Consider the following 19,983-nt stretch of genomic DNA (forward strand, 5'->3'; position numbering starts at 1 on the left):
GCAGGTGGTCCGTCCCCCTGCCGACACCGACGAAGCTACGGGCCATCGAGGACAGATTCTGTCCTCGATGGCCCGTGGCGACGAAATGAGCCGGGCCTAGAAGGGGAACCCGCTCCTTCCATGCTGCACCGAAATCCACTTCAGCGTGGTGAAGGAGTCGATCGTGGTCTCGCCGTTCAGACGGCCGACGCCGGAGCTCTTCTCGCCGCCGAACGGGACCAGCGGCTCGTCGTGGACCGTGCCGTCGTTCACGTGGAACATGCCGGTGTCGATCTGCTTGGCGAAGTTCACGCCCCGCTCGATGTCACCGGTGTGCACGGCGCCGCTCAGGCCGTAGGGCGTGTCGTTGACGATGCGCACCGCCTCCTCCTCGCCGTCGAACGGGATGAGGAAGGCGACCGGGCCGAAGACCTCCTGGCGCAGCAGCGCCGAGTCGGCGGGGACGCCGGTCAGGACGGACGGCTCGACCAGGTTCTCGTTGGTCGTGCCGCGCAGCAGTACCGTCGCGCCCTCGGCGATCGCCTGCTCGACGGTGCCCGTGAGGGCTTCCGCCTGCGAGGAGTTGATGACCGGGCCGATGACGGTCTGCGGGTCGCTCGGGTCGCCGACCTTGAGCGTCCTGACCTTGGCGACGAACTTCTCGGTGAACTCGTCGGCGATCGAGCGGTCCACCAGCACGCGGTTGGCGGCCATGCAGACCTGCCCCTGGTGGACGTAGCGGCTGAAGACCGCCGCGTCGACCGCGTAGTCGAGGTCGGCGTCGTCGAGGACCACGATGGCGCTGTTGCCGCCGAGTTCGAGGACCGAGCGCTTGAAGTGCGAGGCGCAGACGGTGGCCACGTGGCGGCCGACCTTGTCGGAGCCGGTGAAGGAGATGACCTTCGGGACCGGGTGCTCGATGAAGGCGTCGCCGATCTCGGCGATGTCCGTGATGACGACGTTGAGGAGACCGCCGGGGAGACCCGCGTCCTCGAAGATCTTCGCGACCAGGGACCCGCCGGTGATCGGGGTGTTCTGGTGGGGCTTGAGGACCACGGCGTTGCCGAGCGCCAGGGCCGGGGCGACCGACTTGATCGACAGCAGGAAGGGGAAGTTGAAGGGGCTGATCACGCCGACCACGCCGACGGGCACCCGGTAGAGGCGGTTCTCCTTGCCGTCGACCGGTGAGGGAAGGATCCTGCCCTCGGGCCGCAGCGCCCACTGGATCGACTCGCGCAGGAACTCCTTGGCGAGGTGGAGCTCGAAGCCGGCCTTCAGATGCGTGCCGCCGAGCTCGGCGATGATCACCTCGGTGATCTCCTGCTCGCGCTCCTCGATCAGGCGCAGCGCCTTCTCGAAGACGGCGCGGCGCGCGTACGGGTTGGTCGCGGCCCACTTCTTCTGCGCGCGGGCGGCCGCGCGGTAGGCCTCATCCACCTCGTCGACCGTGGCGATGGTGATGGACGCCAGCTTCTCGCCGTCGTACGGGTTGAAGTCGATGATGTCCCAGGAGCCCGTGCCCGGGCGCCACTCACCGTCGATGTACTGCTGGGCCAGGTCGGTGAAGTACGACGACATGTGATCCCCAAATCACTAGCAGACACACGATCAACGTCACGGTCTGATCTGGTGTCATCGTACTTGTGGCACAAGTGAGTTGGGGACACTGAGCGAAGTTCTGGGGAGAACCCGGGGAGAACCCGGGCAGATCCTCAGGAAAGCTGGAGGAGACCCCGTAGAAGGTCGCGGCTCTCGTCCGGTCCGGGGCTGTCCTGCTGGAGCTCCTTGAGGGCCTTCTCGTACTGGGCGACGTCCTCGGCCTTGTCCAGGTAGAGCGCGCTGGTGAGCTGCTCCAGGTAGACGACGTCCGTCAGGTCCGACTCCGTGAAGGACAGGATCGTGAACGCGCCGCTCTCGCCGGAGTGGCCGCCGAAGCTGAACGGCATGATCTGCAGCCGCACGTTCGGGTGCTCGGAGACGTCGATCAGGTGCTGGAGCTGACCGCGCATCACCTCGCGGTCGCCGTACGGCCGGCGCAGGGCGGCCTCGTCGAGCACGATGTGGACGTCGGGCGCGTTCTCGGAGACGAGGTACTTCTGCCGCTCCAGGCGCACCGCCACCCGCTTTTCGACCTCGGCCTCGCTCGCGCCCTTCATGCCGCGCCGGACGACCGCACGCGCATACGCCTCCGTCTGCAGCAGCCCGTGCACGAACTGCACCTCGTACGCGCGGATGAGGGACGCGGCGCCCTCCAGGCCCACATAGGTGGGGAACCAGCTCGGCAGGACGTCGGAGTAGCTGTGCCACCAACCCGCCACGTTGGCCTCCCGGGCGAGGGACACGAGCTGGGTGCGCTCCGCCTCGTCGGTGATGCCGTACAGCGTCAACAGGTCTTCCACGTCACGCGTCTTGAAGCTCACCCGGCCCAGCTCCATCCGGCTGATCTTCGACTCCGAGGCGCGGATCGAGTAACCCGCGGCCTCGCGCGTGATCCCCCGCGCCTCGCGCAGTCGCCTCAGTTGCGAGCCGAGCAGCATGCGCCGCACCACCGATCCGGGCTCTCCCACGCTCACGTTCGCCAGCCTCCCCAACCGCCTTCAGGGGCCGCAGTCTGCCACTAAATCACTCCGAGCAGTACTCGTCCGATTACAGAGAAGCAAAGAAGCCAAAGATTCTGCACAGGAAGAGGGAGGGAGTTGGCAAGTACGGGGAGAGAAGATGGCGGAAAAAATGGCCAACAAGCGGTACGGGAGCGTCCAATTCGGTCACGTGCACGTGCATCTGCACCTTGCATCTGCACCACACATCCGAAACCATGGTCTCGCGCAACCGCTGCATCGTGCACGCTTGGACCGCGAATTCCCGGGAGTGCCTCGCATGGGGACGAATGGATCGACCATGCTCGAGCCGTTACGGCAGGGCCTTCCGCCGCTGGATCCCGCGGCCGTGTCCAACGCCGCCTCCTGCGCCCTTCCCCCTCGCTACGAAGCGGTGCGCGAGGCGAGAGGCTTCACCCGCAGAACGCTGGACCAGTGGGAGATAGGCGACCGCTTCGACGACGTCTGCCTGGTGGTCTCCGAACTCGTCACCAACGCGCTGCGCCACGCCCTGCCGGCCGGTGCGGTGCGTTCCGCGGAGCCGACCCCCTGCGTACGGCTGCACCTGCTGCGCTGGACCGAGCGGCTGGTGTGCGCGGTACGCGACCCGAGCCAGGACAGCCCGGTCGAGCGCGAGACGGAGGACTTCTCGGCGGAGTCCGGGCGCGGACTGTTCCTGGTCGACTCCTTCGCCGACGGCTGGGGCTGGCACCCGCTCGCGGGCACGCTCGGCGGCAAGGTCGTCTGGGCGCTGTTCCAACTGCCCGAGTCTCACTCGGAGTTGGCCGAGTGAGGCCCCGCGGCGTTTTCTGACGCCACGGTTCTACGCGCGTCGCGACGCCCGGCCCCGACCGTCACCGACGGTCGGGGTCAGCCCACGAGGTGGTCGAACTCGCCGTCCTTGATGCCCAGGAGCATCGCCTCGATCTCCGCCCGCGTGTAGACGAGCGCGGGTCCGTCGGGGAAGCGGGAGTTGCGCACGGCCACGTCGCCGCCGGGCAAGCGGGCGAACTCCACGCAGGAACCCTGCGAGTTGCTGTGCCGGCTCTTCTGCCAGGCCACCCCGTTCAGCTCCGTGGCTGCCATGCCGTTGTACACGTCGCGGTCCACAGGTCGCTCCCCGGTGGTGCGGTGGCCCTGGGGCCATTGATGCAATGGTCAACTGCTTGGGATCATAGCTCTGTTCACGTGCAGATGCATGAGCATATGCACGTGCACGCGGGGTGTTCCTGTGGTTACGGATGTGAAGTACGAGGTGCTACATCCGTTCCAGCGCTTGCCCCAGACTCGGCATCACATGCGTCCGCCAGCCCCCGCCCATGATCGTGCGGGCCATCAGCTGGGCGGGATCGTCGGGGTCGAATCCCTCGTGCACAAGGAAGAGACGCGTTCCGCGGCCTTCCTGTTCCAGTGTCCACGTGATGGTCCAGTCGGCCGGGTTGGCCGGATCGGCGTCCGCCCAGCGGAGCGAGAGCGTCCGCTCGACGTCGTACCCGACAACCATCACGTCGACGACGCCGGAGAAGTTCACGTTGGGCCGGGGTACCGAGGTCAGGCGGTAGCGGTGACCGACCTCCAGCCGGAAGTCCTCGCTTCCCTGCATCTGCCACTGCACGAGCAGAGCGGGGTCGGTCAGGGCCCGCCAGACCTTGGCCGGCGGGTGCGGGAAGAAGCGGTCGACGCGGACGACGGTGAGGTCGTCGTCGGGTTCGGCATCGGGGCCGGTCATGCCGGATCACCGTCGGGCATGCGGTCCAGGAGGTCGCCGAGGTCGTTCAGGCGGTCGCGCCAGAAGCGCTCGTAGGGGTGGAGCCAGTCCTGCACGTCGGCGAGCGGGGCCGCCTCCAGGCGGTAGATGCGCCGGCGCCCCGAGCGCTGCTCGGAGACCAGCCCGGCCTCGCGCAGCACCCGGAGGTGCTCCGACAGGCTCGGGCGGCGCATGTCGAAGTGTTCGGCCAGTGTCTGCACCGGCTGCGGTCCGCCGTCGCGGAGGAGCCGCAGCACCTCGCGGCGGGTGGCGTTGGCCAGCGCGGCGAAGACGCGGTCCGCGTCGGCCTCGACGGCCCTGGCTGCAGTCATCCCGGCCTTCCTAGTGGTGTGCCTCCGTCAGCAGCATCAGACCGTTGCCGTCGGGGTCCGCGAAGGAGGCCATGCGGCCCCACGGCTGGTCGCCGGGCCCGTCCACAGCGATCCCGGCCTCCGTGAGCCGCGCGCAGTCCGCGTCGACATCGGTCGTCACCAACATGATCCCCCGCGCCGAGCCGGGCTCGAAGCCACCCATGCCGGGGCCGGCGAGCGTGAAGACGGTCTGGGCGCCCTTCGGGGCCACCTGGAGCCAGCGCCCCTGCGGCAGGTCCAGGTCGGCGACGACCTCGAAGCCGAGGACGTCCACGTAGAAGCGCAGGGCGCGGTCCTGGTCGGAGACGGGGAGGGTCACGAAGGAGGCGTGCGTGATGTTCATGGCAGCACAATAGGTAGGCGATTCCCTACGCGTCAACCGTAGGGAATCGCCTACGTATGCCACTCCACCAGCGGAAGTCCGGGTCGGTTCGTCGTTCGGTGGGAGTTGCCGTGTCGGTCGAGCGGCGTGAGTGTGACGCGCGAGTGGAACCGCATGGCCGGTGTCGCGGCGTGAGCGGCGTGACGAGCGCGGGGAACCGCATGGCCGGTGTCGCGGCGGCCGCGTGGGAGGTCTCGTGAATCTCACAGCCGCTCCCCATGGGACGGACGGACGTCCCTGATAGCTTGCTGCGGGCGCCGCGGCCACCCGGCCCATCGCCCGGCCACCGCCCGCTAACAGCTTGGGAGCTACCAGTGACTTCGGCGACCTTCACGCGTCCCGCCCGTACGCTGTCGCGCCGACGGCTGCGGATCGCGGCCGCGGGACTGACGGGCGCGCTCGCGCTGACCGCGTGCAGCAGCGGCGGCGGCTCCAAGGACTCCTCCTCCAGCCCCAGTTCGTCGGCCTCCTCGGCCACGAGCTCGGCCACGGGCGGCGGCAGCGGTGCGGCGACGAGCTCGTCCGACGAACTGCAGGGCAGCTGGCTGGCCACGAAGAACGGCAAGGCCGTGGCCCTGGTGATCACGGGCAAGCAGGCCGGTCTCTTCTCGACCGGCGGTTCCGTGTGCAGCGGGACCGCGGGCAAGGAGGCCGGCATGGAGATGATCCATCTGACGTGCACGGACGGCAGCAAGCAGCGAGCGACCGGGATGGTCGACTCCGCTTCGAAGAAGTCGCTGAACATCACGTGGTCGGGGAGCCTGGGCAAGGAGACCTACACCAAGGCGGAAGGTGGCAAGCTGCCGTCCGGGCTGCCGACGGCCGGTCTGGGGCAGTAGGTTCGGCGGCACCACTCCCCTGAGCACCAGAGGAACCACATGCGCACCACCCCGCTCGCCGTCGCCGCCCTCGCGGCGGCCCTGCTCCTGACCGCCTGTGACAGCAACGGCGGTGACGACGGCGACAAGAACAAGGCCGATGCCGGGTGCACGCTCGGCGTGGACGTCGCCGCCAGTGCGGCCCCGGCCGCCGGGGACACCGGGAACGTCACCGTCACGGTCACCAACCGCGACGCCAAGTGCGTCCTGAACGGATTCCCCGCCGTCGACCTCGTCGCGGGCGGCGCCTCGAAGTCCGTCCCCGTCGACAAGTCCGCGAAGCCGCAGAAGCTGACCCTGGCGAAGGACGCGACGGCCTCCTTCACGATCACCTACACCCGCGGCGGCACGGGCGGGAAGCAGAGCCTGCCGGTGAAGACGGCCAAGTTCACCCTGCCCGGCTCCACCGCCGGTCACCGCTTCAAGTGGTCGTACGGCGACGTCGCCCTCCAGGGGGACGCGCCGAACGCCTCCGTCACGCCCTTCACCCAGGCGGGTGACTGACGCGCCGTCTCACGGCAGCCGCGGCCGGGACGCCACCTGCGCCCGGTCGGCGGCCTCCGCCCCCTCCGTCCAGCCCTCGGCATCACTCACCCCGCGCATCCGGGTCGTGGTCGTCCGCGGGAACATCCGGTCCGTGTGCGCCGTGACGGCGACCTCACGGGAGGCCAGGACCGGAAGCAGGTCGTCGGTCACCTGGGTCTCGGCGGCAGCGGTGAGGCGTATGCCCATCCGGTGGGCGTAGGCCGCGAGGAAGGACTGCCGGAAGGTCTTGGTGCGCTTGCGGCCGCCCGCCCGCTGTGCCGCCTCGGCCTTCGTCATCGCGTGCGTGGCCTGCACGAGCAGCGAGGTGTACAGAAGCTCGGCCACCTCCAGGTCGGCCTCGAAGCCGACGACCGTGGAGAAACCCAGCGGTTCGTTCCACACGGCCCGGCAGTGGTTGGCACTGGCCACCACGTCCAGCAGGACCGCCTTGGCCTGCTCGTACGGCGCCTCGACACCGATGCGGCAGGCGCCCGGGGTGTCCGCGGCCGGCGCGCGGGCCGCGAGCAGCGCCTCGTCGATGCTGTAACGGGCGGTCAGCTCCTGCGCCTTGGCGGTCAGCGCCTCCGCCTCCTCGGGGAACCCGGTCGCCTCCGCCTTGGCGAGCAGCGCGCGGATCCGGGCGAGCATGCGGGACTCGGGTCCGCTGCGGTGGGCGGTTCCGGAGCCGTGCTCGCGGTCTTCGAGGGGTTCGAGCGTCGGCAGGCGCAGCAGCAGGCGGTACAGCTCCAGAACCGTGGTCGCGTGCGTGAACCGGTCGGTGCGGGCGGGAGCGTCCGTCGTGAGTTCGTCCAGCTGCGCCGTCCAGCGCGGGCCGCGCGGGCGGTCGTCCGGCACCTGCTCGCGGATCAGCGCCGACACCAGACGGACGTGTACGTCGTCCAGCTCGCGCCGCACGACGCGGACCAGGTCGGCCGGCTGCCAGCCGCGGTGCCACGCCGACGCCACGAACTCCCGGCCGCGCCGCGCCAGTTCCCCGTCCCCGGCGGGGTCGGCCGCGAGAAGGGACGCGCCGGTGTCGAGGGCGGAGTCGGAATCTGCGTAGAGGGCGGCGCGGAGGGCCCGGTCGACGGTGCTGGAGGTGCTGCTCACTCTTCGATCGTGACATGCGGGACTGACAACCGGGGGCCGCCGGGGTGGTACGTGAGGGTCGGGAGCCGGTCACCGCCGAGGGAGCGTACGTCGGCGGTGACCAGCTGGCCGAGTTCCGCGGCGCTCTCCACGTCGTACGCCCCCTCCGCCAGCCGCCGGCGCAGCAGCACCGCCAGTTGTTCGGCGACGTCCGGGAAGGCGTCGTGCCCGGTGAGGAGGCGGACCGTCTCGTCGACGAGCCCGCGAACGTCCGCGAGGGAGAGGGAGACCGGGGCCGCGGCGGGGGAAGGGCCCGTTGCCGAACGCGTGGTGGACGTGGTCACGGAAGGTGAGTCAATCACCGTTTCCACACCCGCCACACGGCGTTCGCCGGACTCGTCCCGTCTCACTCCGCGAAACTCGCTCGCCCCCGGGGAGGGCGGTTTCGACCATGGCGACATGGTGGACATGTCTTCGTACGCTGCCTTCCTGGTCGCCGCCTTCGCCCTGTGCGTCACCCCCGGCCCCGACATGATGTTCATCGTGGCGATGGGCGGCCGGGGCGGCCCACGGACCGGCGTGCTGGCCGCGGCCGGCGTGGCCTGCGCGATGTTCGTGCACACGGTGGCCGCCGCGCTCGGGCTGTCGGCGCTGTTCCTGTCGCTGCCGGCGCTTTATCACGCGCTGCGCTGGGCGGGTGCGGCCTATCTGGTGTACCTCGCGGTGAAGGCGTTCCGGGACCGTGGAGTGGCGGTCGAGGAGGGTGGAGCGGCGGAGCCCGGACGGCGGCGCGCCTTCTGGCAGGGCGCCGTGACCAATCTCCTCAACCCCAAGGTGATCCTCTTCAACGTCGCCTTCCTGCCGCAGTTCGTGGACCCCGGCCTGGGTCATGTGCGCGAGCAGTTCCTGGTCCTGGGGCTGACGATCACGGTCATGGGGTTCGTGGTGGACGGCTCGGTGGGACTGCTGTCCGGCAAGCTCTCCTCCCTGCTGCGTCGCAGTCGGCGGGTGGCGCGCGGGCTGAACATCTTCACCGGGACGGTCTTCGCGGGCCTCGCCGTCCGACTGTCAACTCAGGGTTGACGCCCGTCGGCTGTCAACCTACGGTTGACACATGTCGACGAATCCGACCGTCACGTCATCCGTACGTCTCGACGACCTCATCGCGGCGATCAAGAGGGTCCACTCCGAGCCCCTCGACCAGCTCCAGGACGCGGTGATCGCCGCCGATCACCTCGGCGAGGTGGCCGACCACCTGATCGGCCACTTCGTGGACCAGGCCCGGCGCTCCGGTGCCTCCTGGACGGACATCGGCCAGAGCATGGGCGTCACCCGGCAGGCCGCGCAGAAGCGGTTCGTGCCCAAGGAGTCGACCGACCTCGACCCCAACCAGGGCTTCGGCCGCTACACCCTGCGGGCCCGCAACGTGGTGATGACCGCGCACAACGAGGCCAAGGCCGCGCCGCACACCGAGGTCGTGCCGGCCCACCTGGTCCTCGGCCTGCTCGCCGAACCGGAGGGCCTGGGCGCCAAGGCGATCGCCGCACAGGGCGTCACCCTCGACGCGGTGCGGCAGGCCGCGACCGCCGCCCTGCCGCCGGCCGCCGAGGCGGCCCCCGAGCTGGTCCCCTACGCCTCCGACGCCAAGAAGGTCCTGGAGCTCACCTTCCGCGAGGCCCTCCGCCTCGGCCACAACTACATCGGCACCGAACACATCCTGCTGGCCCTGCTGGAGTTCGAGAACGGCACCGGGGTCCTGTCCGGACTCGGCATCGGCAAGACGGCCGTGGAGGCCGAGCTGGCCAAGGCCCTGGAGAAGTACCTGCAGGCCCCGCCGCAGTCGAGCTGAGGCCGTTGTCAGACCCTCCTGCCACACTCGGCATCATGACCGATCGCTGGGCTCTCGCCCCGGCCGAGGACGGCGGCGTGGAGATCGCCCCCCTCGGCCCGGACGCGCTGCTCGCCGGACCGGTCCTGTGGGAACCCGACCTCGCCACCGCGGTGCGGGCCCGGCCGGAGGTCGCACGCTGGGTCTGGCGGTCCACGGCGGAGGTGTATCCGCGCCTGCTCGCCGCGGGGGTGCGAGTGGAGCGGTGCTACGACGTCGAGGACGCCGAGACCCTGCTGCTCGGACACGAGGGACGGTCCGGCGAACCCCGGTCGGCGGCCGCCGCCCTGGCCCGGCTGCGCGGCGGTCCCGTACCGCCCGACCCGCCCCAGCGTGCCGCCGTACCCGGCTCGCAGTCCTCCCTCTTCGAGCCCCGCGCCGTCCCCGTGCCGCTGCCCGACCTGGTCGACGTGTACGCCGAACAGCAGCGCAGGCACGACGCGACCGCCCACCCGGAGCGGATGCGGCTGCTGACCGCGGCCGAGTCGGCGGGCATGCTGGTCGCCGCCGAGATGAACCGCGCCGGACTGCCGTGGAGCGCCGAGGTCCACCGCCGCGTCCTGCACGAACTGCTCGGCGAGCGGTACGCGGGCGGCGGTGAGCCAAGGCGGCTGGCCGAACTCGCGGACGAGGTTTCGGCCGCCTTCGGCCGCCGGGTGCGCCCCGACCTGCCCGCCGATGTCGTCAAGGCGTTCGCGCAGGCCGGCATCAAGGTGCGCTCCACCCGGCGGTGGGAGATCCAGTCCATCGACCATCCGGCCGTGAAGCCGCTGGTCGAGTACAAGAAGCTGTACCGCATCTGGGTCGCCCACGGCTGGTCGTGGCTGCAGGACTGGGTGCGCGACGGGCGGTTCCGCCCGGAGTTCCAGGCGGGCGGGACGGTCACGGGCAGATGGGTCACCAACGGCGGGGGCGCCCTGCAGATCCCCAAGGTGATCCGGCGCGCGGTCGTCGCCGACCCGGGCTGGCGGCTGGTCGTCGCGGACGCCGACCAGATGGAACCGCGGGTCCTGGCGGCCATCTCCCGCGACCCCGGGCTGATGGAGGTGGCGGGACGGGAGACGGACCTGTACCAGTCCGTCTCCGACCGGGCCTTCTCCGGCGACCGCGACCAGGCCAAGATCGCGGTGCTGGGCGCGGTGTACGGGCAGACCTCCGGCGACGGCCTGAAGAACCTCGCCGCCCTCAGACGCCGCTTCCCCAAAGCGGTGGCGTACGTCGACGACGCCGCGCGCGCCGGCGAGGAGGGGCGGCTGGTGCGGACCTGGCTGGGGCGGACCTGCCCGCCGGCGGCGCGGACGGGCGAGGACGCGGCGGAGGAGGCGGGCATCCCGCAGGACGACCCCGCCGAGGCCGGTCCCGGCTCCGGCTCGGGCTCCGAATGGGTGCCGGGTTACGCCTCGACGAACGCCCGCGCCCGCGGCCGGTTCGCCCGCAACTTCGTGGTGCAGGGCAGCGCGGCCGACTGGGCTCTGCTGCTGCTCGCCGGACTGCGGCAGGCCTGCGCGGGCATGGCCGCCGAGCTGGTCTTCTTCCAGCACGACGAGGTGATCGTGCACTGTCCCGAGGAGGAGGCGGAGACGGTCGTGGCGGCGATCCGGGAGGCGGCCGAGACGGCGGGACGGCTGACCTTCGGGCAGACGCCGGTGCGGTTCCCGTTCACCACGGCGGTGGTGGAGTGCTACGCGGACGCCAAGTGAGCGGACGCCGGGCCGGCCGCTCGGCCGACGGTCACCGGTGCAGCAGCTCCCGCAGTTCCGCCGCCACCGTCTGCTCGTCCGTGCCGTCCAGGGCGTCGAGGGCCACACGCCACTCGGCCAGCGCCTCCTCCACACGGCCCCGTTCCCGCAGCAGGAGCCCGTACTGGTGGCGGGCGAGACCGCCGGAGTAGCGGTCGGCGCGGGCGTCGGCCCGGCGCAGGAGTTCGGCGCACTCGCGCTCGGCCCGTTCGGTACGGCCCAGCAGGCGCAGCGCACGCACCAGGCCGAGCCGGGTCTGGGACTCGCCGTGCCAGTCGCCGTGGCCGCCGAGGATGCGCAGGCTCTCCTCGAAGTGCGGCAGGGCGGCGTCCGGTTCGCCGAGGGTGAGATGCGCGTACCCGATGTTGCAGTGCGCGGAGTGCTGCACGATCACGGCACCGATCTCCTCACCGATCACGAGCGAGCGCCGGTGCTGCTCGATGGCGGCGCGCGGATCGGTGTGCTCGTACAGATTGCCGAGGTGGCTGTGGGTCACGGCCTCGCCGTAGGGGTCGTTCAACTGCCGTGAGTACTCCAGGCTCCGGCGCAGCGCCCGCTCGGACTCCGGGTACCGGCCGAGACCTTCCAGCAGCAGGCCCCGGTTGTTGAGGCAGCGGCGCATCCAGGAGACCCGGCCGAGCCGGCGCCAGATCGTCAGGGCACGGTCGTTGAGGGCGAGGGCCTCGCTCTGCCGGCCCGTCAGGAAGTGCACTCCGCCCAGGTCGCCCAGCGCGTACGCCTCGGCCGCCTCGTCGCCGAGCCGCCGGGCCAGCCGGAGGGCGGTACGGCCGAGGAACTCCATCTCGGCTACCCGGCCGCTTCGCTGGACGTAGGGGAAGAGCAGACGGATGAGGCAGGAGACGCGGGCCATCAGCCGGTGGTCGGCGTCGGCCGACGCGTCGGCGTACCGCTCGACCAGCGTGACCACGTTCTCCAGCTCCATGTCGCCCCAGGCGAAGGCCTGTTCGCCGGACTCGAAGGGAGGCAGGGCGTCGATCTCCGTCGCGTGGTCCGGGGGCTGGGCGGCGGTCGGGCGTCGGCGGTCGTCGCGGTCGAGACCGGGTTCGACGATCGCGGTCAGGGCGAGTTCGGCGACGGCCGCGTACCAGCGCAGGGCGACGTCGGCGGCGGCCGCGGTCGAAGGAGCGGCGGCCCCGGCCGCAGAGGCGGCGGCCCCGGCCGAAGGCGTGCCCGTCACGGTCGAAGGAGCGGCAGCCCCGGCCGAAGGCGTGCCCGTCACGGTCGAAGGAGCGGCGGCCCCGGCCGCAGGGGCGGCAGTCGCGGTCGCAGAGGCGGCAGCCCCGGTCGCAGAGGCGGCGGCCCCGGTCGCAGGGGTGCCGGATTCGTCGGCGGCCTCGGCGAGTTCGCGGGCGAAGTCACGGACCAGGTCGTGCGGCGCGTACCGGCCGTACGCCGTCTCCTCGAGGAGGGCCACGTCGATGAGCCGGTCCAGGGCCGCCTCGGCGCGGTGTGCGTCGATGCCGGCGAGGCGGGCGAGCAGCGGGGCGCCGTACGCGGGCAGGTCGAGGGTGCCGATCCCGCGCAGCACGAGGGCGGCGTCCCGGTCGGCCTCCCGGTGCGACGCGGCGAGCGCGTCGTGGGCGACGGCGAGCGAACGGCGGACGCTGAGGTCGTCGTACTCGAGGTGGTGCAACCGCCCTTCGGTGGCGGCCAGTTGTCCGGCCAGCACGTCCGGGGTGAGCGCGCGGCGGGCGGCGAGGCGGGCCGCGACGATCCGCAGGGCGAGCGGGAGCCGGCCGGTGAGTTCGACGAGGGGGTGGGCCGCGTCGAGACCGTCCCGGCCGGAGACCGCCCGCAGCAGTGCCGCGCTCTCCTCGCCGGTCAGGGGGGTGAGCGGGTGGCGGCGGGCTCCGTCGAGGACGGTGAGGGACGAACGGCTGGTGACGATCACCGCGCATCCGGCGCCGGCCGGCAGCAGCGGCCGTACCTGCGCGGCGTTCGCGGCGTCGTCCAGCACCATCAGGGTGCGGGTCGGGGCGAGCAGGGAGCGGAACAACGCGGCCGCCGCATCGGGGTGTTCGGGAATGTGGCGGGGCTCGGTGCCCAGGTCGCGCAACAGGGCGGCGAGGGACTGGGCGGGGGTGAGGGGCGTCATGCCGGGCGTGGCGCCGTGCAGGTTGACGTAGAGCTGACCGTCGGGGAAACGTTCCCGCAGTTCATGGGCGACGTGCAGCGCGAGGGCGCTCTTCCCGACGCCGGGCATGCCGCTGATGACGGCCACGGCGGGGGCGTCACCGGCGCCGAAGGCGGCGCGCAGGTCGTCGAGGACGGCGGCGCGGCCGGTGAAGTGAGCGGGAGGAGGCGGGAGTTGGGCGGGCGGCGGGAAGGGCTGCGCGGGTCGCGGCGCCGGGGGCGGAGCCGCCGACGCGGCGCCTTCTTCGCTCGTTGCGGTGGGGGCGGGCCGCGGCGGGGCGGCTCGGCCTTCGGTAGGGGTACCGGCATCAGCATGGGTTCCGGCATCAGCATGGGTACCGGGATCGACATCGGCATCGACACCGATGTCGGCCTCTCCGTCGGCGGCGGCCCGCAGCACCTCCACGTGGGCCTCGCGCACCAGCGGGCCCGGTTCCACGCCGAGCTCCTCGACCAGGCGGGTCCGCAGGTCGCGGTGGACGGCGAGGGCCTCGGCGCGGCGGCCGGTGCGGTGGAGGGCGAGCATGAGCTGGCGGTGGTAGGACTCACGGAGCGGATACTCGGCGGCGAGCGCGGCCAACTCCGGGAGGAGACTGTCGAGTCGGGCGCCGCCGACGGCGAGCTCGGCGTCGTAGTGCCACTCCAGGAGGAGCAGCCGGGCCTCGGCCAGGCGCTGCACGTAGGCGTAGCCGCCCAGGTCGGCCGGCAGGCCGTCGAGCGGTGTGCCGCGCCACAGGGCGAGCGCCGAGACGCACTCGCGCACCACCCGCTCCCAGTTGCGCGCGGCGTGCGCTCCCCGGGCCGCCGCGACGTGGCGTTCGAAGACCTGGACGTCCAACTCTCCCTGCTCGACCCGCAGGACGTAGCCGGGCGGCACGGTCCGCAGGCGTTCGGGGTCGTCCAGCAGCCGTCGCAGCCGTGCCACGTGGTTGTGCAGCGAGGCGTGCGCGGAGGCGGGCGGCGCGAGACCCCACAGCGCGTCCTTGAGCAAGTCGACGGAGACGACCCGGCCGGCCTCCAGGAGCAGCGCGGCCAGCAGGGTGCGGACCTTTGGACTGCCGATCGCCGTGACGCCGGTGTGGTCGGCGGAGCGGGTCCCGTCGGCGTCGGACTGGGCGGCGGCGCCCTGGACGTCGTAGAGGACCGGTGGTCCCAGCAGCCCGAACCGCAGCTCGTGCCGACTCACGCCGCCCACCGCCCACCGTTCTTGGCGGAAATCCGCCCTCTTCCCGGCGGTTTCCCGCCACCCGTTCCACGACCGGTCCCCGTCGGAATCCGCTACGGTCCCGCCGCAGCGACCCTGACGGCCGACCGCTTCGCGCCAGTCGGCCGAGGACGGCACGGAGGACCGTTGGCCACATGTTAGCGATCCGTTGGCGCGACCTGATGTGATCATTTCATCGGAACCGGCCCGGGGGTGCGCGCGTAGAACGCGTTGCTCGGGGGAGTGTCGCCGCCGCGGCCGGGTCCGGGGGACGTCAGAGGGTCCCGGTCGGCGGAGGTGAACGACCGGGACCCTCGTCCCCTCCCCCTCGGATCCTTTGGGAATCCTTTTCGAACCCCTCGGGCCCGTCAGCTCTCGTGCGCGCTCAGATCACCGGCGGACGCCCCAGACGCGCCAGGCGCCACACCGTCCGCCATCGCATGGGCCGTCGTTCGCCAGCCGGTTCGCGTACGCCCTCCAGGAAGCCGCCGAACCAGGCGCGCAGCCCGGCCCGCGACCGGGTGCGCAGGAGGGTGAGGAGCACCCAGACGCCCAGGTGGACGGGGATGAGCGGCAGCGGCAGCCGACGGCGCACGAGCCACACCCTGTTGCGGGCGTTCACGCGGTAGTAGATGGCGTGCCGGGCCGGCGAGGTCTTCGGGTGCTGGAGCAGCAGTTCGGGTGCGTACAGGATGCGCCAGCCCGCGTCGGCCGCCCGCCAGGCCAGGTCGGTCTCCTCGTGGGCGAAGAAGAACTCCGCGGGCCAGTGGCCGATCTCGTCGAGCATGGCCGTACGGAAGGCGTGCCCGCCGCCGAGGAACCCGGTGACGTATCCGCCGCGCATCGGATCGGAGGCGCCGACCCTCGGCACGTGCCGCTGCTGGGTCTCGCCGTGCTCGTCCGCGATGCGGAAGCCGATGATGCCGAGCCGGGGGTCGGCCGTGAACAGCTCCCCCACGCGCCGCAGCACATCGGCGTCGACGAGCAGTCCGTCGTCGTCCAGTTCGACGACGACGTCCACGTCCCCGAACTCCCCCAGGCTCTCCAGGGCCGCGTTGCGCCCGCCGGGGCAGCCGAGGTTCTCGTCGAGTTCGAGGAGGGTGACCTCGCCGGGCAGCGACAGCCGCTGGGCGAAGTCGGGCAGCGGGCAGCCGTTGCCGACGATCACGATCCGCGTCGGGGCGAGGTCCTGCTTGGCCACGGACTCCAGCAGCGCGTCGATCTCGGCGGGCCGATTGCCCATGGTCACGACGGCGACGGCGATCCGCGGCGCTTCCCTGTCCCGCATGCCCTCACCCCGTCCGGCCGTCGTCAACATCGGCCGCGATGCTAGCCGTTCACGGTAAGGACTTCCTGAGTACGCCGTTTCGTATGCCAAGTCTTGGGACGAACCGCGCTGCTGTCACCCGTTCATACGTCGGCCGACGAGTACCGCGAGCGGACGCGAGGACGACTACGCCTTCGTACGACGGTTCTCCCTGCGCCGCACGAACTTCAGCCCCGACCAGTCGTCCCCCAGCGCGGCCACCTTCACGTCGACCACGCCGAGCGGGAGGAACAGCTCCCGCAGGTCGTTCTCGGCGATGTCGCTGACGTGCCCGGCGGCCTTGCGCGGCCAGGCGATCCAGAGCATGGCGTCATCGGCGAGCTCCCCGACGAGCGCCGGGGCCTCCGCCGCGAGCGCGCGGTGCTCCCGGTAGAACGCGACGGTGACGTCCGCCCCGCCGGGACCGGCCCCGACGAGTTCGACGCCGTCGGGCAGACCGGGGATGTCGAAGCCGTCCGGTGCGTACCGGAGGGCAAGGCGATGACCGGCGTTGACGCCGAGCTTCCTGGCGAGGGGGGTACCGGAGTAGCCGCCCGCAGCACCCGATCCACCCATGCCCACCCTCCACTCACCCGGGCCCGACGCACTCATCCGTAAGGGAACATGAGAAAACCCAGGCCGACAACCTCTGACCTGGGGTTCGCCGGACCGCCTTCGGGATTCGAACCCGAGACCTACGCATGACGAGCTCGCGAGATCATTTGCCCCCAGCCAGCAGGCTGACGGTCATGCGGTGGGGCTGATGCGGGATCTACGGAAGATCTGCCGGGACTTCAACCGTGCCATGCCGCGTTCGGCCGGTGTCCTCGCCGCGGCCAGGGCACGTTGACGGTGCGCTGGGTGAGGGTGAGTTCAACCTCCCAGTGGCCGATCGTTCGACCCTTCGTGTCGGCTCACTGAATTGAAATTGCGGAGATAAGGTGCGTAGTGCCTTGTCAATGCGTGTCGGCTCTCTTCGGTCGCCTGCGCAGTTGGTTGCCGCTCGGAGGAAGTAGCCGTGCAGATCTGTGTAGTGGCGCTCGGAAAGATCGGCCTGCCGCTGGCTGTCCAGTTCGCGGCAAAAGGCCACTACGTCATCGGCGCCGACGTGGACGAACGAGTCGTGCACCTGGTCAATGAGGGCGTTGAGCCTTTCCCCGGCGAGGCTGAACTCGCTGAGAGGCTGAAGAGCGTCGTCGCGGCGGGGCGGCTGCTGGCCACCACCGACACGACCGCGGCGGTCCGGGACGCCGAGGCGGTCGTCCTGGTCGTTCCGGTATACGTCGACGCCCAGGGCACGCCCGACTTCGGCTGGATGGATGCGGCGACGCAGGCGGTGGCGCGCGGACTGCGGCCGGGCACACTCGTGTCCTACGAGACGACACTGCCCGTCGGTACCACTCGAGGGCGCTGGGCGCCCATGCTCGAGCAGGGCAGCGGACTGACCGCGGGCCGGGACTTCGCTCTCGTCTTCAGCCCCGAAAGGGTGCTGACCGGACGCGTATTCGCCGACCTGCGCCGCTACCCCAAGCTGCTCGGCGGCATCGACGTGGCCTCCGCCCGCCGAGGTGTCGAGTTCTACGAGTCCCTCCTCGACTTCGACGTACGCGACGAACTGCCTCGTCCCAACGGCGTCTGGGACCTCGGCTCGGCGGAGGCCGCGGAGTTCGCGAAGCTGGCCGAGACGACCTACCGTGACGTGAACATCGGGCTGGCGAACCAGTTCGCACGGTTCGCGGACCGCATCGGCATCGACGTGGAGCTGGTGATCGACGGCTGCAACTCGCAGCCCTACAGCCACATCCACAGGCCCGGCATCGCCGTAGGCGGTCACTGCATTCCCGTCTATCCGCGGATGTATCTGTGGAACGACTCGGACGCGACGGTCGTACAAGAGGCCCGCGCGGCCAATGCCTCGATGCCCGAGTACGCGGTACGGCGGCTTGCGGAGGTGTACGGCGACCTGACCGGCGCAGGCGTGCTGGTATTGGGCGCGGCCTATCGGGGTGGCGTCAAGGAGACGGCATTCTCCGGGGTGTTCCCCGTCGTCGAGGCGCTGCGGGCGCGCGGCGCCGAGCCGTATGTGTCCGACCCGCTGTACACGGCCGATGATCTGAGGGCACTCGGCCTGCCGCCGTACAGCGGCCAGACAGTCACCGCCGCTGTCGTCCAAGCCGATCACGGCGAGTACCGAGAGCTCGGGTCCGACCGGTTCCCGGAGGTGCGGGTCGTGGTCGACGGGCGGCGGATCACTGACCCCGATCGATGGGCCGGGGCCGAGGTGATCCTGCTCGGTGCGCCGACCCGGACGGCTCAGCGGGCTTGAGATCCGCTCAGGTGATCTTCCAGCGCCCGCACCACACGGGGTGCTGCTTTGCCGTCGCCGTACGGCACGCCGCGTGAGCTCTTGGGCGCGGGACGCAGGACGGTGTCACGCCATGCCTGGGAGCCCAGTTCACAAGGATCCGGCACGAGTGCGTTCCAGCCCCCCCGGAGCGTCTCGGGCCATTCCGTCTCCGTACGGAGTGTCGTGCAGACGCGTTCCAATAGGAACGCCTCTTTCTGGAGTCCTCCCGAGTCGGTGATCACGCCGCGCGAGCCGAGCACCGTGCGGATCAGCTCGGCGTAGGGAAGGGGGCGGCTGATATGGAGAGAGCCGCCGTCGAGCTTGATGCCGAAGTCCTCTGCACGTGCGAGCAGCCGGGGGTGGGCGGCCAAGGCGACGGGAACCGGCAGACTGGCCAGGGCATCCACGAGAGCGGCCAGGCGATCGGGACGATCCGTGTTCTCGGCCCGGTGCAATGTGGCGAAGAGGTAGGGCTCCTGGGCGTTGGCGAAGGCCGGAGGTGCGGCGGTGGCTTTGTCCCTCAGCACCTTGTCCCTGATGCGCAGGCACACGTCGACCATGACGTCCCCGGTCAGGACCACACGGTCGGCCAGGCCCTCGGCCGCCAGGTGGTGCACCGCCTCCTCGGTGGGTGCGAGCAGCAGATCGGCGGCGTGGTCCGTGAGGACGCGGTTGTGCTCCTCGGGCATCCGCCGGTTGAAAGAGCGCAGGCCCGCTTCCAGGTGGGCGACGGGGATGTGCTGTTTGGCAGCGGAAAGGGCGCCGGCAAGAGTGGAGTTGGTGTCTCCGTAAACCAACACCCATTCGGGGTGTGCGGCGGCGATGACGGGATCGAGAGCCGCCAGGATGGTACCGGTCTGCACGCCGTGGGTGCCTGAGCCGACGCCCAGGTGCACGTGGGGCTCGGGGATGGAGAGGCCGGTGAAGAAGACGTCGGACAGATCGGCGTCGTAGTGCTGACCGGTGTGGACGATCACATGATCGTGCTCCGTGTTGCCGAAAGCTGCGGCGACTGCGGCAAGCTTGACGAATTGGGGCCGCGCCCCGACTACGCTCATGACCTTCACGGGCTCGACTTTTCTCGGTATTGAGCTGAAAGCTCCGTCAGAATTCCGTCGTTCTCCGAGTAGAGATTCCCATTACTCGGGCACTCCCAGAGTCCGACCCGATCCGGCAGTGCGCGCAGACGCTCGCCGGCAGGTCCCACCCATCCGATCTGATGGGCCGGGACACCGGCAACGAGGGCGAAATCCGGCACGTCCTCGGTGACGACGGCCCCCGCGGCGACCATCGCCCAGCGGCCGATGCCGACCGGAGCCACACACACTGAGCGCGCGCCGAGTGACGCGCCCTCAGCGACCCGGACGCCGACCGCTTCCCAGTCACCGGCGCGCTTCAGACGTCCGTCCGCGCCGACGGCGCGAGGATTGCGGTCGTTCGTGAGGACGACCGCAGGCCCGACGAAGACGCCGTCGGCCAGCTCGGCAGGCTCATACACCAGCGCATGGTTCTGAATCTTGACCCTGTGGCCGATCTTCACCCCGGGTCCCACATAGACGCCCCGGCCCACGACGCAGTCACAGCCGAGCACGGCTTCCTCGCGAATCTGCGCGAGTTCCCACACGGTCGTACCCGGGCTCAGCACGGCCGACTCGTCGACCTGCGCACCGGGTGCGATCCGCACCTGCGCAAACGCCACCTCACCGCTTTGGTTCATGTGCTGAGCAACGAGCACTGACTGCTCCGGGTACTGCTCTCCGGGTAACCTCGCCAGGCT

General features: G+C 70.9%; 20 protein-coding genes and 1 pseudogene. 7 read left to right on the forward strand and 14 right to left on the reverse strand.

Features of this window, described 5'->3' with window-relative positions:
* Positions 1 to 96: 96 nt before the first annotated feature.
* Together ACQF4J_RS21510 and ACQF4J_RS21515 are read right to left on the reverse strand one after the other, a co-directional pair.
* Entirely contained in the window at positions 97 to 1,557 is a 1,461-nt protein-coding gene (locus ACQF4J_RS21510) for an aldehyde dehydrogenase family protein (RefSeq protein ID WP_351573972.1), read from the reverse strand.
* Positions 1,558 to 1,691: 134 nt separating this feature from the next.
* The gene (locus tag ACQF4J_RS21515) at positions 1,692 to 2,516 is read right to left on the reverse strand and encodes a helix-turn-helix domain-containing protein (RefSeq protein ID WP_351574185.1); all 825 of its coding nucleotides are present in this window, start codon (positions 2,514 to 2,516) and stop codon (positions 1,692 to 1,694) included.
* 361 nt (positions 2,517 to 2,877) lie between these two features.
* Between ACQF4J_RS21515 and ACQF4J_RS21520 the strand changes: the two genes are divergently transcribed.
* The gene (locus tag ACQF4J_RS21520) at positions 2,878 to 3,369 is read left to right on the forward strand and encodes an ATP-binding protein (RefSeq protein ID WP_351573969.1); all 492 of its coding nucleotides are present in this window, start codon (positions 2,878 to 2,880) and stop codon (positions 3,367 to 3,369) included.
* A gap of 77 nt (positions 3,370 to 3,446) precedes the next feature.
* Here the strand turns inward: ACQF4J_RS21520 and ACQF4J_RS21525 are convergent, their stop codons facing one another.
* The 4 genes from ACQF4J_RS21525 to ACQF4J_RS21540 form a co-directional block, all read right to left on the reverse strand.
* The gene (locus tag ACQF4J_RS21525; protein ID WP_142154697.1) at positions 3,447 to 3,662 is read right to left on the reverse strand and encodes a DUF397 domain-containing protein; all 216 of its coding nucleotides are present in this window, start codon (positions 3,660 to 3,662) and stop codon (positions 3,447 to 3,449) included.
* A 172-nt stretch (positions 3,663 to 3,834) separates the two neighbouring features.
* The gene (locus ACQF4J_RS21530; protein WP_351573966.1) at positions 3,835 to 4,305 is read right to left on the reverse strand and encodes an SRPBCC family protein; all 471 of its coding nucleotides are present in this window, start codon (positions 4,303 to 4,305) and stop codon (positions 3,835 to 3,837) included.
* Positions 4,302 to 4,655: an ArsR/SmtB family transcription factor gene (locus ACQF4J_RS21535; RefSeq protein ID WP_351573963.1), complete on the reverse strand. Its 354-nt coding sequence runs from the start codon at positions 4,653 to 4,655 to the stop codon at positions 4,302 to 4,304. The genes ACQF4J_RS21530 and ACQF4J_RS21535 overlap by 4 nt, the downstream gene beginning before the upstream one ends.
* Before the next feature lie 10 nt (positions 4,656 to 4,665).
* Positions 4,666 to 5,037: a VOC family protein gene (locus tag ACQF4J_RS21540; protein ID WP_351573960.1), complete on the reverse strand. Its 372-nt coding sequence runs from the start codon at positions 5,035 to 5,037 to the stop codon at positions 4,666 to 4,668.
* A gap of 353 nt (positions 5,038 to 5,390) precedes the next feature.
* Between ACQF4J_RS21540 and ACQF4J_RS21545 the strand changes: the two genes are divergently transcribed.
* Entirely contained in the window at positions 5,391 to 5,915 is a 525-nt protein-coding gene (locus ACQF4J_RS21545) for a hypothetical protein (RefSeq protein ID WP_351573957.1), read from the forward strand.
* A gap of 39 nt (positions 5,916 to 5,954) precedes the next feature.
* Positions 5,955 to 6,458, forward strand: a complete 504-nt coding sequence (locus ACQF4J_RS21550; protein WP_351573954.1) for a DUF4232 domain-containing protein — start codon at positions 5,955 to 5,957, stop codon at positions 6,456 to 6,458.
* 9 nt (positions 6,459 to 6,467) lie between these two features.
* Here the strand turns inward: ACQF4J_RS21550 and ACQF4J_RS21555 are convergent, their stop codons facing one another.
* Both ACQF4J_RS21555 and ACQF4J_RS21560 read right to left on the reverse strand, forming a co-directional pair.
* On the reverse strand, positions 6,468 to 7,589 hold the full coding sequence (locus tag ACQF4J_RS21555) for a DUF2786 domain-containing protein (protein ID WP_351573952.1): 1,122 nt from the start codon (positions 7,587 to 7,589) through the stop codon (positions 6,468 to 6,470).
* Positions 7,586 to 7,912 carry a hypothetical protein gene (locus ACQF4J_RS21560; RefSeq protein ID WP_351573949.1) on the reverse strand — a complete coding sequence of 109 codons (327 nt, stop codon included), beginning with the start codon at positions 7,910 to 7,912 and terminating at the stop codon, positions 7,586 to 7,588. The genes ACQF4J_RS21555 and ACQF4J_RS21560 overlap by 4 nt, the downstream gene beginning before the upstream one ends.
* A gap of 115 nt (positions 7,913 to 8,027) precedes the next feature.
* On the opposite strand from ACQF4J_RS21560, the gene ACQF4J_RS21565 reads away from it, so the two are divergent.
* From ACQF4J_RS21565 to ACQF4J_RS21575, 3 genes are read left to right on the forward strand one after another with little or no spacing between them, the layout of a single operon-like run.
* Entirely contained in the window at positions 8,028 to 8,651 is a 624-nt protein-coding gene (locus ACQF4J_RS21565; protein ID WP_351573946.1) for a LysE family translocator, read from the forward strand.
* Positions 8,652 to 8,682: 31 nt separating this feature from the next.
* Positions 8,683 to 9,417, forward strand: coding sequence for a Clp protease N-terminal domain-containing protein (locus ACQF4J_RS21570; RefSeq protein WP_351573943.1), 735 nt, complete (start codon positions 8,683 to 8,685; stop codon positions 9,415 to 9,417).
* Positions 9,418 to 9,452: 35 nt separating this feature from the next.
* Positions 9,453 to 11,156: a bifunctional 3'-5' exonuclease/DNA polymerase gene (locus ACQF4J_RS21575; protein ID WP_427166529.1), complete on the forward strand. Its 1,704-nt coding sequence runs from the start codon at positions 9,453 to 9,455 to the stop codon at positions 11,154 to 11,156.
* A 31-nt stretch (positions 11,157 to 11,187) separates the two neighbouring features.
* Here ACQF4J_RS21575 and ACQF4J_RS21580 read toward each other — a convergent pair whose 3' ends face one another.
* From ACQF4J_RS21580 to ACQF4J_RS21595, 4 genes and pseudogenes are all read right to left on the reverse strand, one after another.
* Positions 11,188 to 14,535 (reverse strand): BTAD domain-containing putative transcriptional regulator, encoded by a 3,348-nt coding sequence (locus ACQF4J_RS21580; protein WP_427166531.1) that lies wholly within the window; start codon positions 14,533 to 14,535, stop codon positions 11,188 to 11,190.
* Between the two features lie 403 nt (positions 14,536 to 14,938).
* Positions 14,939 to 15,841: a glycosyltransferase family 2 protein gene (locus tag ACQF4J_RS21585; RefSeq protein ID WP_351573934.1), complete on the reverse strand. Its 903-nt coding sequence runs from the start codon at positions 15,839 to 15,841 to the stop codon at positions 14,939 to 14,941.
* 165 nt (positions 15,842 to 16,006) lie between these two features.
* The gene (locus tag ACQF4J_RS21590) at positions 16,007 to 16,435 is read right to left on the reverse strand and encodes a DUF3052 domain-containing protein (protein WP_427166533.1); all 429 of its coding nucleotides are present in this window, start codon (positions 16,433 to 16,435) and stop codon (positions 16,007 to 16,009) included.
* Positions 16,436 to 16,606: 171 nt separating this feature from the next.
* Positions 16,607 to 16,734 (reverse strand): annotated as a pseudogene (locus ACQF4J_RS21595) (IS5/IS1182 family transposase); the annotation flags it as partial.
* 143 nt (positions 16,735 to 16,877) lie between these two features.
* Here ACQF4J_RS21595 and ACQF4J_RS21600 point away from each other — a divergent pair.
* Positions 16,878 to 18,185 carry a nucleotide sugar dehydrogenase gene (locus tag ACQF4J_RS21600; RefSeq protein WP_427166535.1) on the forward strand — a complete coding sequence of 436 codons (1,308 nt, stop codon included), beginning with the start codon at positions 16,878 to 16,880 and terminating at the stop codon, positions 18,183 to 18,185.
* Here ACQF4J_RS21600 and wecB read toward each other — a convergent pair.
* Both wecB and ACQF4J_RS21610 read right to left on the reverse strand, forming a co-directional pair.
* Positions 18,173 to 19,273 (reverse strand): non-hydrolyzing UDP-N-acetylglucosamine 2-epimerase, encoded by a 1,101-nt coding sequence (gene wecB, locus ACQF4J_RS21605; protein ID WP_351573926.1) that lies wholly within the window; start codon positions 19,271 to 19,273, stop codon positions 18,173 to 18,175. The two genes, ACQF4J_RS21600 and wecB, sit on opposite strands and share 13 nt — an antisense overlap.
* A complete protein-coding gene (locus tag ACQF4J_RS21610; protein WP_351801478.1) occupies positions 19,270 to 19,923 on the reverse strand; it encodes an acyltransferase in 654 nt (217 codons plus the stop codon). Before ACQF4J_RS21610 ends, wecB begins: the two co-directional genes overlap by 4 nt.
* Between the last annotated feature and the right edge of the window lie 60 nt (positions 19,924 to 19,983).

It is taken from the genome of Streptomyces sp. C1-1, assembly GCF_050214755.1.
Classification (GTDB): Bacteria; Actinomycetota; Actinomycetes; order Streptomycetales; family Streptomycetaceae; genus Streptomyces.